This window comes from Paenimyroides ummariense (assembly GCF_900115115.1).
Classification (GTDB): domain Bacteria; phylum Bacteroidota; class Bacteroidia; order Flavobacteriales; family Flavobacteriaceae; genus Flavobacterium; species Flavobacterium ummariense.
In genome coordinates, this window is the sequence record NZ_FOVI01000014.1 from 12,137 (window position 1) to 27,039 (window position 14,903).

14 protein-coding genes are annotated in these 14,903 nt (G+C 34.0%); 4 read left to right on the plus strand and 10 right to left on the minus strand.

Features of this window, described 5'->3' with window-relative positions; translation table 11 throughout:
- Positions 1-47 precede the first annotated feature (47 nt).
- The 4 genes from mnmA (at position 48) to acs (ending at position 4,675) form a co-directional block, all read left to right on the plus strand.
- On the plus strand, positions 48-1,244 hold the full coding sequence (mnmA, locus tag BM253_RS10750) for a tRNA 2-thiouridine(34) synthase MnmA (protein ID WP_091523720.1): 1,197 nt from the start codon (positions 48-50) through the stop codon (positions 1,242-1,244).
- A 65-nt stretch (positions 1,245-1,309) separates the two neighbouring features.
- The gene (locus BM253_RS10755; RefSeq protein WP_143095628.1) at positions 1,310-1,735 is read left to right on the plus strand and encodes a hypothetical protein; all 426 of its coding nucleotides are present in this window, start codon (positions 1,310-1,312) and stop codon (positions 1,733-1,735) included.
- A gap of 7 nt (positions 1,736-1,742) precedes the next feature.
- On the plus strand, positions 1,743-2,681 hold the full coding sequence (locus BM253_RS10760; RefSeq protein WP_091523931.1) for an NAD(P)H-dependent flavin oxidoreductase: 939 nt from the start codon (positions 1,743-1,745) through the stop codon (positions 2,679-2,681).
- A gap of 86 nt (positions 2,682-2,767) precedes the next feature.
- Entirely contained in the window at positions 2,768-4,675 is a 1,908-nt protein-coding gene (gene acs, locus BM253_RS10765; RefSeq protein WP_091523727.1) for an acetate--CoA ligase, read from the plus strand.
- Positions 4,676-4,708: 33 nt separating this feature from the next.
- Here acs and BM253_RS10770 read toward each other — a convergent pair whose 3' ends face one another.
- The 10 genes from BM253_RS10770 to BM253_RS10815 form a co-directional block, all read right to left on the minus strand.
- Positions 4,709-4,984: an ATP-dependent Clp protease adaptor ClpS gene (locus BM253_RS10770; protein WP_091523731.1), complete on the minus strand. Its 276-nt coding sequence runs from the start codon at positions 4,982-4,984 to the stop codon at positions 4,709-4,711.
- Positions 4,985-4,986: 2 nt separating this feature from the next.
- Positions 4,987-5,829: a 50S ribosomal protein L11 methyltransferase gene (prmA, locus tag BM253_RS10775; RefSeq protein ID WP_091523735.1), complete on the minus strand. Its 843-nt coding sequence runs from the start codon at positions 5,827-5,829 to the stop codon at positions 4,987-4,989.
- 72 nt (positions 5,830-5,901) lie between these two features.
- The gene (locus BM253_RS10780) at positions 5,902-7,116 is read right to left on the minus strand and encodes a porin (protein ID WP_091523738.1); all 1,215 of its coding nucleotides are present in this window, start codon (positions 7,114-7,116) and stop codon (positions 5,902-5,904) included.
- A 148-nt stretch (positions 7,117-7,264) separates the two neighbouring features.
- A complete protein-coding gene (locus BM253_RS10785; RefSeq protein WP_091523742.1) occupies positions 7,265-8,950 on the minus strand; it encodes a sodium:solute symporter family protein in 1,686 nt (561 codons plus the stop codon).
- 101 nt (positions 8,951-9,051) lie between these two features.
- The gene (locus tag BM253_RS10790; protein WP_091523745.1) at positions 9,052-11,547 is read right to left on the minus strand and encodes a PIG-L family deacetylase; all 2,496 of its coding nucleotides are present in this window, start codon (positions 11,545-11,547) and stop codon (positions 9,052-9,054) included.
- Positions 11,548-11,584: 37 nt separating this feature from the next.
- Positions 11,585-12,091 carry a mechanosensitive ion channel domain-containing protein gene (locus BM253_RS10795; protein ID WP_091523934.1) on the minus strand — a complete coding sequence of 169 codons (507 nt, stop codon included), beginning with the start codon at positions 12,089-12,091 and terminating at the stop codon, positions 11,585-11,587.
- Positions 12,091-12,672, minus strand: coding sequence for a Maf-like protein (locus BM253_RS10800; RefSeq protein ID WP_091523749.1), 582 nt, complete (start codon positions 12,670-12,672; stop codon positions 12,091-12,093). The genes BM253_RS10795 and BM253_RS10800 overlap by 1 nt, the downstream gene beginning before the upstream one ends.
- 1 nt (position 12,673) lies before the next feature.
- Complete coding sequence (locus BM253_RS10805; RefSeq protein WP_091523753.1) at positions 12,674-13,567, minus strand: UbiA prenyltransferase family protein; 894 nt, start codon at positions 13,565-13,567, stop codon at positions 12,674-12,676.
- Positions 13,568-13,586: 19 nt separating this feature from the next.
- Entirely contained in the window at positions 13,587-14,114 is a 528-nt protein-coding gene (locus tag BM253_RS10810; RefSeq protein ID WP_091523756.1) for a KdsC family phosphatase, read from the minus strand.
- A complete protein-coding gene (locus tag BM253_RS10815) occupies positions 14,107-14,859 on the minus strand; it encodes a Rossmann-like and DUF2520 domain-containing protein (RefSeq protein ID WP_091523760.1) in 753 nt (250 codons plus the stop codon). The genes BM253_RS10810 and BM253_RS10815 overlap by 8 nt, the downstream gene beginning before the upstream one ends.
- Positions 14,860-14,903: the final 44 nt, after the last annotated feature.

Consider the following 14,903-nt stretch of genomic DNA (forward strand, 5'->3'; position numbering starts at 1 on the left):
ATACAAATCAACCAATTGTCGTAACTTTGCTTTTCGATAATTAAAAAATGAAAAAAAGAGTAGTAGTAGGTCTTTCAGGCGGTGTAGATTCAAGCGTTGCAGCGCAATTGCTTTTGGATCAGGGGTATGAGGTGATTGGATTGTTCATGAAAAACTGGCACGATGACACCGTAACTATTTCCGACGAATGTCCTTGGTTAGAAGACAGTAACGATGCTTTGTTGGTTGCCGATAAATTAGGAATTCCTTTTCAAACGGTCGATTTAAGCGAACAATATAAAGAACGTATTGTAGGTTATATGTTCAATGAATACGAAAACGGACGTACACCAAATCCGGATGTTTTGTGCAACCGCGAGATTAAGTTCGACGTTTTCATGAAAATTGCCCTTGAATTAGGTGCCGATTTTGTTGCAACCGGTCATTATTGCCGAAAAGAAGAAACGGTTGTAAACGGAAAAAAGGTTTATAAATTGTTGGCAGGTAAAGATCCAAACAAAGATCAGTCATATTTTTTATGTCAGTTATCGCAAGAGCAGTTGGCGAAAGCTTTGTTCCCGATTGGCGAATATTTAAAGCCCGAAGTTCGTGAAATTGCAGCAAAAAATGATTTGATAACTGCCGAAAAGAAAGATTCGCAAGGTTTGTGTTTTATCGGTAAAGTGCGTTTACCTGAATTTTTACAGCAGCAGCTAAAACCTAAAAAAGGAATTATTTACGAAGTTTCTAAAGATCATGCTGTATATACTAATCAAAAACCGACTTTTGATTCTTTGATTGATGAATTAACTTGGGAAGCAACTTCGGTTAAATACACACCCGAAATGGCTAAAAAAGTAGGTGAGCATAACGGTGCGCATTATTTTACTATTGGTCAGCGTAAAGGGTTGAATGTAGGCGGAACTCAAGAAGCTTTGTTTATTATTGATACCAACGTTATAGAAAATGCTATTTACACAGGTCAAGGACATTTACATCCTGGTTTGTTTCGTAAAACTTTGTTAGTTCAACCGCACGAAATTCATTGGATACGTGAAGATATGCGTTTGAAAAATGGCGAATCTATGGAAGTAATGGCACGTATTCGTTACCGTCAACCTTTACAAAAAGCAACATTGTATCAAACCGAAAAAGGGTTGTTTGTACGATTTAATGAACCGCAATCAGCCATTACCGAAGGTCAGTTTGTTTCATGGCATATTGATGAAGAATTGATCGGATCTGGTGTAATATCGAAGATTTAATAAAATTGAAATTATAATTGCAAAACCAAACTAATTTTTTTAGTTTGGTTTTTAATTTTTATATCTTGAAAAAAATAGTAACTCTCTACATTTTAACACTTTTTGTTTCCTGCAAAACATATGAACTAACACCATTAGGCTTAAAAACGCAGTTAGAGAATAGTTCTGTAGAAGAAAAAGGTGTTAAATTAAATAATGCTTCCATTTTTTTTAATTCAACTTACATGGCTATTAGTCTTGATTCATTACAGGTTTACGATAAACAAGGATCAGTATTTTATCTGCAAAATTCACCTTCAATAGAAATGCGTTTAATAAATAATGAAGGCGAAAAGTTCACAATGTACTTTGATACAGTGGTTATTAAAAATGACACATTAGTAGGAAGTAGATCAAGATTTATTTCAGGTATTAAACACAAAATTCCATTTAGTACAATATCGAAAGTTTTTGTTCAAGATGGGCACAAAAATTTTAAATACACTAATTAAAAATATTATGAACAGAATAACACAACTATTCAATATAAAATACCCAATTATTCAAGGCGGAATGATCTGGAACAGTGGTTACAAATTGGCAGCAGCAGTTAGTAATTCAGGCGGTTTGGGTCTAATTGGTGCAGGATCCATGTATCCGGAAGTTTTACGTGAACATATTCAAAAATGCAAAAAAGCAACCGATAAACCTTTTGGTGTTAATGTACCAATGCTGTATCCAAATGTTGAAGAAATAATGAATATTATTGTAGAAGAAGGTGTTAAAATCGTTTTTACATCGGCAGGAAATCCAAAAACATGGACTTCGTGGTTAAAAGAACGTGGAATAACGGTGGTTCATGTGGTTAGTTCGTCAAAATTTGCGTTGAAAGCACAGGAAGCTGGTGTTGATGCTGTTGTTGCGGAAGGTTTTGAAGCCGGCGGACATAACGGTCGGGAAGAAACTACAACACTGACTTTAATCCCGATGGTAAAACAACATTTACAAATTCCTTTGATTGCTGCGGGTGGAATTGCAACCGGGAAATCTATGCACGCAGCAATGATTTTGGGAGCAGACGCAGTTCAAATGGGAACTCGATTTGCAATGACTACCGAAAGCTCATCTCATCAAAATTTTAAAGATACTTGTGTAAATGCGCAGGAAGGTGATACGTATCTTACGTTAAAAGAATTGGCGCCGGTACGTTTAATTCGAAACAAATTTTTTAACGAAGTGCAAGAAGCTTATGGAAAATGTGCTACTACCGATGATTTAAAAGCGTTATTGGGAAGAGCAAGAGCAAAGCGCGGTATGTTTGAAGGCGATTTGGAAGACGGCGAACTAGAAATTGGTCAGATTGTAGGTTTAATAAATGAAATTAAACCAGTTAGTGATGTTATGGCTGAAATTATGGCTGATTTTGAAAAATCGGTTGCAACAACTTTTTCGTTCTAAAATCACAATAAACCCATAAAAAGCAAGGAATATTTATTAAGATATTCCTTTTTTTATTAAATTTAGTACCCTATAAGAATACTACCATGAGTTACTATAAAATTGCCGATTTAGAGCAGTACTTTAAGCATCATAAAAAATCAGTTCGCGAACCACGTAAATTCTGGAGCAAAATTGCCGAAGAAAATTTTATCTGGTATCAGGCTTGGGATAAAGTTTTTGAATTTGATATGGGTAAAGGCGATATTAAGTGGTTTTTAAACGGAAAATTGAATATCACCAAGAACTGTATCGACAGACATTTATCTAAGCGTGGTGAAAAAACGGCAATTATTTTTGAACCGAACAATCCTTCCGAAGAACCGCAGCACATCAGTTATAACGAACTGTACACCAGGGTTTCAAAAACAACGAATGTATTAAAATCGTTAGGAGTTAAAAAAGGCGATCGTGTGTGTATTTATCTGCCAATGATTCCTGAATTAGCTGTAACAATGCTGGCTTGTGCAAGAATAGGAGCGATACATTCGGTTATTTTTGCAGGATTTTCCGATGCTGCCATTCGTTCTCGAGTTGAAGATTGTGGTGCGAAAGTTATTGTAACTTCAGACGGAGGTTTCCGTGGCGAAAAAACAATAAAAATTAAAGAAATTGTTGATAAGGCTATTGAAGGACTTCCATCGGTTGAAAAAGTTTTGGTTGTAAAACGTACGAACGAACCGGTAGCTTTTAACGATAAAATTGATGTTTGGTTTGATGAATTGTATGAAGCTGCAGAAGCATCAAACATTGCTGAAATCATGGATTCCGAAGATCCATTGTTTATTTTATATACGTCAGGATCAACAGGGAAACCGAAAGGAATGGTACATTCAACGGCGGGTTATATGATTCAAACTGCCTATACTTTTCAAAATGTATTCGATTATAAAGAAGGCGATATTTTCTGGTGTACTGCCGATTTGGGTTGGATTACCGGACATTCGTACATTCTGTATGGCGCATTATTAAACGGTGCAACAACTGTGATTTTTGAGGGAATTCCAACGTATCCGAATCCATCGCGCTATTGGGATATTATCGATAAATATCAGGTTACGCATTTTTACACGGCGCCAACAGCTATTCGATCATTAATGACCAGCGATTATTCGTATGTGGCATCGCACAATTTATCTTCTTTAAGAGTTTTAGGTTCTGTAGGCGAGCCGATTAATGAGGAAGCTTGGCATTGGTTTAACGATTTTATCGGAAAAAAACGTTGTCCGATCGTAGATACATGGTGGCAGACAGAAACCGGATCAATCATGATTTCTCCGTTGGCATGTATTACACCAACAAAACCAACGTATGCAACTTTACCATTACCGGGAATACAAACGGTTTTAATGGACGAGAAAAATAACGAAATCACCGGTAATCAGGTTATGGGTAGTTTATGTGTTAAATTTCCATGGCCATCTATTGCCCGAACAATTTGGGGCGATCACGAACGTTTTGTAAAAACCTATTTTTCTGATTTTCCGGGAACATACTTCACAGGCGATAATGCCTTGAGAGATGAAGTTGGTTATTACAGAATTACAGGCCGTGCAGATGATGTAGTAATTGTTTCGGGACACAATCTGGGAACAGCACCGATTGAAGATGCCATAAACCAGCATCCGGCGGTTGCAGAATCCGCAGTGGTAGGCTTTCCGCACGATATTAAAGGAAATGCATTATACGGATTTATATCTTTAAAATTAGAAGGAAGCACACGAGATCGTGAAAACTTAAAAAAGGAAATAAACCAGTTAATAGCCGATCATTATGGACCAATTGGTAAATTAGATAAAATGCAGTTTGTAGATGATTTACCTAAAACACGTTCAGGAAAAATTTTACGTCGTGTTTTAAGATCCATTGCTATAAATCAATTAGATAATTTTGGCGATACATCAACAATGATTAACCCTGAAGTGGTTTCAAAAATTATAGAAAATAGATTGTAAAGAAAAGTCCCGAAGCAACGCTTCGGGATTTTTTTATTGTATTTCGGCACTTAAACCGGCATCTAACAAAGCAGAACACATAGGAACTAAATCATTAATATCGCCTGATTTTACATCGCATTTACCTTTGTAATGTACCAATAAAGCACATTGTTCTGCTTGTAAAGGTTCGTGGTTGCAAACTTTTACTAAAGTGTCTATAACATGGTCAAAAGTATTTACATCATCATTAAAAAGAACAATTGTATTTTGGTTACCTAAAAGTTCTTCTATTTTTACTTCTTCTAGAATTTGTTCCTTTGTACTCATTTTTATTTTTTTATAAATTTTAACGACGCCCAGTTATTTCGTTCTAACTGGAAATCTAAAAACATATTGTGTTGATTTGCAGTTTCTTCAATCGCACCAATATCTTCTGTGTAAAAACCGCTGAATAAAATAATTCCGCCAGTTTTTAATGTTTTGGCGTAAGCTTCCATATCATTCAACAAAATATTGCGGTTAATGTTGGCTATAACCAAATCGTATTTGTTTGTTTTATCTGCCAAAAGTTCTGCATCGCCTTCATAAACGTCAATATTTGTAATATTATTGCGTTCTGCATTTTCTATGGAATTTAAATAACACCAATTATCAATATCAATAGCATCGGCATGTTTGGCTCCTTTCATCAAAGCTAAAATAGCTAAAATGGCAGTTCCGCAACCCATATCCAACACTTCCATATCGGTAACATCTATATTTAATAAATGTTTCATCATCATAAAAGTGGTTTCGTGATGCCCAGTTCCAAAACTCATTTTAGGTTCAATAACGATTTGATAAGGAACATTTTTTGCTTCGTGAAAAGGTGCGCGAACATAACAAAGATCATCAACATTAATAGGTTCAAAGTTTTTTTCCCATTCTTCGTTCCAATTAACTTGTTCGATTTCTTCGGTTTGGTATGACACTTCAAATTCCGGATTGTTCAAAATATAAAGATCATTCAACAAATCGGGTGAATTATCATTTACTTGAATATACGCCGATAAGCCTTCTTCGGTTTCCACAAAACTATCAAACGCCAATTCGCCCAGTTCGGCTAATAATATATCTGCACCTGGATCTTTGGGTTCTATTTTAAAATGATAAGCTATATAGTTATTTAACATGTATTTATTTTTTACAAAGGTATAAATAAAAAGTTCGAAGTGAATAAACGCTTCGAACTCTTCTTAAATATTTTAAAAATTTATCTGTGCCTGTAAACGCAGGAGATTTCCTTTTTGATGATTGTCTCTTAAAACAAAATCTTCGTACTTACGATTAGAAATGGTGTACATGGCAACTATTTCCAAATGTTCGTTCAACTGCCACTCAACACCTAATTCCACTTCATTAACCTTATAGCTTCGGGCATCGGTTTCATGTTTTTTTCCACCTTTATAGTATTGATAACGAGCGAAAGGAAAGATGTATTGATCGTTGTGTTGAAATCTGTAAGATAATGTTGCATAACCACCTTCAAGGCTTTTTGTTTCGATGGAATTTGTTTCTTTATTGAATTCTGGACCTTTACCTATGTTATACTCTGCTTGAATACCGAATGGTTTTGGATAAAGAATGAAAGATGCCGCTGCGCGTTGATCGGTATAATTGGCATCGTGAGTCGTGGTAACGCCATCGTTAACCGATGATTCGGGCATTACCCAACGGCCTGAATATGCCTGAATTCCAGGCTCTATAATTTGATCGCCTATTTCAAACGGATACGATGCACGGGCAACAACGTGTAAATTGTTATTTAAGTCAGGTTTGTTGGCAGTTTGTCCGTTAAAAGCACCAAATGCTAAAACACCATAATCGCCAGATCCTTTAAAGTTGTTTTTTACAACATCTGAATAAATTTTTCTAACTCGTTCTGGTGCCCAGTAAAAAAATGCACCCAAATCGCGTTCGTTAGAAAAAGCACTATTTAAACCATCGTTACGGTCTAAAGGCAATCGGTTTTGACTTGACTGCATATTTTCGAATCCGAAAGGAATTTTACTTTGACCAAGTCTTACACGGAATTCATTTTTTTTATCGAAACCTATATCAAAATACGCATCACGTAACTGTCCGAAATGTAACCCTGTACTACTCGCAGCACTAGCAAAATCGGGCTGAAGATAAAAATAAACGTTTTTGTAAATTTGTCCGTAGAATACCAAACGTACTCGTCTTAAAAAGAAACTGCCTTCATTTCCCCACGATTTATCACATTGCTCACATCCCAAATCAGGGTTCGTTTCTAATAAGCGGTTGTATCTTACCTGAGCATAACCACGAATTTTAAAAGAATTAAACCATTCTTTTTCTTTCTTCGCAGGTTTTACTATAGAGTCGTTAGGTGTTTCTTGAGCACTTAACTGACTGCAGGTTAACATTGCTAGTACAAATACTTTAAAAATCTTCATTGTTGTTACGTTGTATTTTTCTGCTGCAAATCTATTAACATTAGCGTTCTATTGTGTTAACTTAATGTTATGAAGAAATGTACTTAACATTAAATTTATGTTTTGGAAATGATAATTTTTAAATTTAGTAACATAAAAAAATCGAACATTACGTTCGATTTTTTTTGCTGAATACTATTTGTAAAATAAAACCTATAATTATTACTAAAAATACACCAATTGGATTCAACCACATGTAGCTTATCACATCTAAATTATAAATGTAGATAACTAAAAGTTGCGTTAATAGGGCTCCCCAAAAAGTAGCTTTTGCTTTAATGTATTTAAAGAAGAAGGCTATAAGGAAAATACCTAAAACAGTTCCATAGAAAATAGATCCGATGATGTTTACCAACTGAATTAAATTCTCGAATAAGGTAATAACACAGGCTGCCAAAATACAGATGATTCCCCAGAAAACAACCAAATATTTAGTTACTTTTAAGTAATGTTGTTCTGTTTGATTTGGTTTATAAGTTTTGTAAATATCAATTGCCGAACTCGATGCTACTGCATACAACCCTGAAGCGGAACTTGACATGGCTGCCGAAAAAATCATTGCCAATAAAAATCCGATAATTCCGTGTGGCAGATAATTCAATATAAAATAGATAAACACATAATCTTTATCGTTTGTTTCGGCTTTACTATCAACTTTTGTAATGATATTTCGGGCTTCTTGACGCAACTGAACTTCGTTTTCGTTTAAAGTAACCAATTTTTCTTCTAACATTTCGTTTTCAAACCCTTGGTTTAACTGTCCGGTATAAATCTGCGTTACTTCTTTCTTTTCGTTCAATAAATCTTTCAACTCGATTTCTAAATTTCGATATTCCGCTTGATATTCAGAATTTAAAACTTTTGATGTATTTACTGGATTAAAATGCAACGGCGCCTGATAAAAATGGAAAAATATAAAAACCATAACACCAACTAACAAAATAAAAAACTGCATAGGAACTTTTAAAATTCCGTTCATTAACAAGCCCATCTGTGTTTCTTTAATGCTTTTTCCGGAAAGATATCGACCAACCTGCGACTGATCGGTTCCAAAATAAGCCAGCATTAAAAAGAAACCTGCCGTTAAACCGTTCCACAATGTATATGTTTCAGTAAAATCGGTAGAGAAATTAAGTAATTCTAATTTATTTTCAATCTTTGCAACATTAAATACGTTTACAAAATTTACTTCTTCGGGTAATCGGAACAAAATAATGAAAAACGTCAAGAACATTCCTGCCATTATTACAAATGCCTGTTGTTTCTGTGTGATGTTCAATGCTTTAGTTCCACCAAAATAAGTGTAAAAAATAATGACGATACCAATTGATACAATAATAAAAGTTAGATCCCAATTTAAGATCGACGATAAAATAATTGCCGGCGCGTAAATGGTAATTCCCGTACCAATACTTCGTTGAATAAGGAAAATAACCGAAGCCAATGTTCGAGTTTTTAAATCGAAACGTTCTTCCAAAAATTCGTACGCCGTATAAACTTTCAAACGGTGGAAAACCGGAATAAAAACCATACAGATTACGACCATTGCCAACGGCAATCCGAAATAAAACTGCACAAAGCCCATTCCGTCGTGATACGCCTGACCTGGTGTTGATAAAAACGTAATTGCACTTGCCTGTGTTGCCATGACCGACAAACCTACCGTAAACCAGTTGGTGCTTTGGTTTGCCAAAATATATTCCTGTATGTTTTTGCTGCCGCGAGTTTTGTAAGTTCCGTATAAAACAATAAACAATAGGGTGCTTAAAAGTATAATCCAGTCTAATAATTCCATACTAATTGCTAAAATGCATTATAAAATAAAAAAGAATAATGTAAAAAACATTAATTAAAAGCACAATACTGTAGCTTCTTCGCCATTTAATCCATTTAAAATCACTCATTTTTTAATTCAATTAGGTTAATAAATAGTTCTAAAGCACCGGTATTTCCTGCAGGTAATTGTCTAAAAAAGCTTAAACCCGTATAAATGTAATGTCCTTTTCCGTGTTTTGCAATAAGTAATGCGCCGTTTGTATCTTTTTCGTCGAAATCGTGCGATGTAAAAACTGGCTGAAATTCACCTGCAAATTCATCGGCATAATACAAACCTTGTTCCTGAACCCAGTTTTTAAAGTTCTCTTGTGTAATTTTAAAAGGTTTATTTAAAACCGTTTCGTTTGGGTTGATAAATTGAACAACGGCGTTTTCATCGGTAATTCGAGTTCTGCCAATCGATAATTTATACGGTGCAATTTCTTCGGTTTGTAAATTGCCGTTGGTTTGATATTGCGTTATTACCGTTCCGCCATTTTTTACGTAATCGAACAATAATCTGTTTTTAGTTTTTAACGAACTTTCGGTGTTAAAAGCACGTATTCCTACAATAATAGTTTCGTATTTTGATAAATCTTCGGATTTTATGGTTTCTAAATTAATGAAATCGACGTTGTAACCAACATCTTTTAAAACCTGCGGAATTTCATCGCCCGCACCAACAATATATCCGATTTTTGATTTTTTTAAAACACTTTTATTGAAAGATACCACTTTTGCTTCCGAATCTTTTAAATAATAGTTTAAAGGAATATGGTTATAATCGACCCATTTTGTTTCTCCTGATGTTCCAACTATAGATAAACCATTATTGTGACCCACAAAATATTTACCTTCAGTAAAATCTTTATTAATTATTATTTCTTTGTTTTTTTCGTTTGGCTTTAAATTAAATGTAGTTTCGTCTGAAAAAAGAACAAGACTTACAAGATTTGGAACTTTCTCACGTATTTTTTTACTTATTTCTGTATCCTCATTTTTATTAATAATAATCTTTCCATCAATTTCAACATCGGAATAATTACTTAAAACAACTGAAACGTTTTGATTTTTATTTGAATTTGATATGTAAACCGGTTGTTTAAATTGAACAGAAACTGCTGGAACAACATGAAAGGGTTTGTAAATTTCACCTTTTACTACATCTTTGTAATGATATTGAATAGGTAAGGTGTACGATAGATAAACACCGTTAACTTCTAAACCGATTTCATTTTTTATGGATGAATTAAATTGATTTTTAAAGTCATTGAAATTGTCGATAAATTTAAAATTCGTGTAATCTTGATTGGTGAATTTTGTTTGAAAATAATCGTAGTAAACTTCCTGATCTGCTAAAGATTTACCTACAGATTTTTTTTTGTTATTGATTGTAACATCTTTTATAACGATGTTCTGGTTTGATCTGTTGGCAACTTCAACCTTAACATCAACGTTTTCGTTTGGCGTAGTGTAAGGCTCGTTTGTTGTGATATCTAAAAACAATCCGGCACAGTTTTTAATCAGTTCTCTAACTTCGTTTTGTTTGCGGGTTTTCCAGATGGTTTCTGGTAATTTATCAATTTCAGAATAAATTTTTGTCAGTAGATTGATCGATTTCGATGGATCTTTAAAATCATACTCCTTAATTAATTGCGTAACCAAAGGTTGAATTTTGTTTCCGCCTTTAATACGATTCCAACTTGTGTCAATTCCTTCAAACAAATTGCTCGATTTCAACGCATCGCCATCAACCAATTCTACATAATCAATTTCTTCGCCACGAGATGACATATCACCGAAACCTTGTGATTGATGTTGACTGCGACTTAACGATGCAATTTCCTGATTATTCTTCCCCAACTGATTGTAAAAAACACCAATATTCAGTGGAATGTATTTTGATTTATCGGCTTTATCAAATGCTTGTTTGCTGCCAAAAAAGAACCATGAAACATTAAAGAATAATCGTTTTGGTTGCCAGATTTCTGCGTTTTCTTGCGATAAACCTTTATAGTTTTTATCGTTCGCTAAATTAAATGCCAGTTTAGATAATTGCGCCGATGCAGTGTGATGTCCGTGAGTGGTTCCTTCGGTTCTGTGATCAAAACGATTTACAATAACATCGGGTTGTTCCTTTCGAATCATGTAAACCATCTGTTTCAACAACAAATCTTTATCCCATTTTGAAAAAGCTTCTTTCGGATGTTTCGAAAAACCAAAATCATCGGCAGTGGAAAAAAATTGTTTTCCGCCATCAATATTTCTGGCATTCCATAATTCATTTGTTCTAATAACACCTAAATCGGTTCCTAATTCGTTACTAATTAAATTTTGTCCACCATTGCCCCGTGTTAAAGATAAATAGTTTGTATATGCTTTATCGTGATGCGTTAAATAGGTAATTAGTCGAGTGTTTTCGTCATCGGGATGTGCGGCAATGTACATGGCACTTGCCAAAACGTTTAGTTTTTCTATCTTAAAATAAATTTCAGACGGAGTAGGAGTTTGTGGTTTTTGTGCAAAAACGTTTTGTATAAACAATGCACAAAAGATATATATAATGTTGTTTTTCATTTTTTAGATTTCATTTTAGTCGTTATGACTTTAAATTTTATAGAACAACTACGGCTTTTTGTAAAAATAGATTGTTTGGATATGATATATGTTCGCCTTCGGCGGTAATTAAAATGGTATGAAATGCTTTAATATCGTCTATCTCAGCTTCAATAGGAAAATCTTTATCTTGGATTCTTATGCGATCTCCGATTTTATAAGGAAATGCAAAAAACATAATAACACCTGCGGTAAAGTTGCTTAAAACCGACCATTGTGCAAAAAATGCGACACCAATAAAGGTTATTGCAGCACCCACAAAGCCAAAAAGTTGGGTTGTATCAACTCCCCATAGTAAGATGATAAAAATAACGAACAAAATATTAAGTAATGAATTAAAATACTTAATGATCAGTTTGCTGCGGTTGTCTGATTTTGAAGAATATTCAGAAAATTTTAAAACTACTTTTCGAATAATCAGTCTTAAAATATAAATAACGACGATTAAAATTAACGTAGCTATTATTTTTCCGTAATAATCGTGTAAATGAAAATCTTTAAACATTACCATTTCATTAATTCGTTATAAAGTTTTTCCATTGGCATTCCAACTACATTTGTGTAAGATCCGTTGATTTTTTCTATTCCTATCAAACCAATCCATTCTTGAATACCGTACGATCCTGCCTTATCAAAAGGCTTAAATGTATCAACGTAATAGTCAATATCTAAAGAATTTAAGGTGTTGAATGTTACTTCGGTTACATCGTAAAACAAATGTTCTTTTTGGTTCGATTTGATACAAACGGCACTAATAACTTCATGCGTTTTGCCCGATAATTGTTGTAACATTTGCTTAGCATCATCACTGTTTTCGGGTTTTCCTAAAGCTATATCATCAATCCAAACAATTGTATCGCAGGTAATAACAAGCTCGTTTGCATCTAAATTATTAAATACCGAAGCCTTTTGCTGTGCTATATATAAAGCAATATCCTTGCCCTTTAAGTGGGAAGGATATTCTTCGTTTACGTTAGCTGGTTTAATAGTGAAATTTAAACCTAAATCTGTTAAAAATTGTTTTCTTCTGGGAGAATTTGATGCTAATATTATTTGATAATCGTTATATTTTTCTTGTAAGATCATTTCATTTTAAATTGAAGTATAAAACTACAATGGAAAATATAGTTAACCAAACGATTATGTTTAAAATATTGTTTATGCGGTCAAAATCTTCGGTAGTTTTGGCATTCCATAGTTTTGACAGATAAAATAAATAAGGAAGTACCACTAATGCACCAATGTATCCTATTAAAATGGTCAGGTTTAAATGTATCACACAAAACAAAATGATCAAAACCAAAGGAATCAGCGATAAAACGGTTGTTCGTTTTGCACCAATTTCTCTTCCGTGAATGGTTGCCAGTGACTTGCGTTTGTGCTTAATATCTAATTCCATAAATTTTAGGTCGATCAAAATCGTTTTAATAAAATATAAGAACCATAACAAAACACATATTTGTAATGAAATATTAAGCAATTGCTGTTTTTCCGGATTTTGCTCAGCATTCATTTGTAGCGACGGCATTAAATCCATCAAAACCAAAATAAAAAACGAGAACGAAATAATCAGTGAATACACAATATTATCGAACACCAAAATTTTGCGCCATTGGGTAATGTATAAGTAAAGTATTGCAGCCAAACCCAGGAAAAATCCAAAGTAATAAGTACGATCAATATCGCTGGCAACAAAAAACGAAATTCCAATACCAACGGCATTAACTCCTAAATATTTGTAATAAGCTTTTTCAACGCTTTTTTCGATATTTTTATCGGGAAATTCTTCCTGCAGCACAATTTTGTACAGCAAAACACCGCCGTACAATATAAAGCCAATAGCAATTACAAACGAAAAATAATGAAGCTTAGAAAGCCCTAAATCTTGAACCAAAGGTTCAAATAAAACAAACCTAAAAAGTAAAACAGCTGCAATAACCTGCAACATCATTTGTGCTTGATCTTTCTTTAGAACATTCATAAGCTTATATATTTAACTGTTAATCAAACTTTGCTTCGAAGTGCTCAAGCCAATTTCCTTGAACCTTCATAACTTGCTCAATTACATCGCGCACGGCACCTTCGCCACCTTTTATATTCGAAATGTATTTGCTAAGTCTTTTAATCTCGGGTGCAGCGTCTTGCGGACAAGCGGGTAAACCTACCTTTTGCATTACCCAATAATCGGGCAAATCGTCGCCCATGTATAAAACATTTTCGGGTTTAATGTTGTTCACATCAATGTATTCCTGATAAACTTCAATCTTATCAATAACCCCTAAATGTATGTCGTAAATGCCTAAATTTCTTAATCGTATTCTAACGCCTTCGCTTGATCCGCCCGAAATAACACAAACATTGTATCCTTTTTCAATTGCTGCTTTCATTGCGTAACCGTCGCGAATGTTCATGGTTCTTAATAATTCTCCTGCTTGTGTAACTTGTATTGTTCCGTTTGTTAATACGCCGTCAACATCAAAAATAAACGTGTTAATGTTGTTCAGGTATTCTTTGTAACTTTTAGACATTTTTTTGTATGCTTTGTGTAATTAAATTATAAATTTCTTTATAAGTTTTATTGGTTAAAAAATCTTGGTGTGCTTTTATTGTTTTTTGATCAAACCTTACTGCCGGACCTGTTTGGGCATCTTTTGGATTTAAATAATTGATCTTGTCAGCGGTTTCGTTAATCAGCGGTTTTAAAATATCGAACGGAATATTGTTTTCCTTACAGATTTCATTTCCTATTGAATACAGATGATTGGTAAAATTACTGACAAAAACCGCTGCTACATGCAGGCTTTTTCGTTGTTCTGACGATATTTCGAACACCTTGTCTGATAATTCTTCTGCCAACAATTTTAATTCGATTAAATCGTCCGTATTTACCGCTTCCAAACACAACGGAACTTCCTTAAAATTGATTTCCTTGTTTTTAGAAAATGTCTGTAAAGGATAAAAAACTCCTTTTCTGTTTTTATCGTTCAAAACTTCTAAAGCAGTTGTTCCCGATGTATGAACCACTAACGCATCTTTATACGGAATTCTCTCTGAAACTTCTGCAATGGCACTGTCGGTAACCGAAATCAAAGTGATATCAGCCGGTTTTAAATCTTCAATAGTTGGAACAATTAAATCGTTCGGAAAAAAATCTGCAATCTTATCTAAAGAACGAACCGCGACATTTTGAATCTTATAATTTGATAATTCGGCTAAAGCCCGCACCAAATGATGAGCCACATTACCAGAACCTATTATGTTTATTGTTTTCATAACATCAAAATTAAGGCAACACCATTTTGTAATTTCAAATTAAG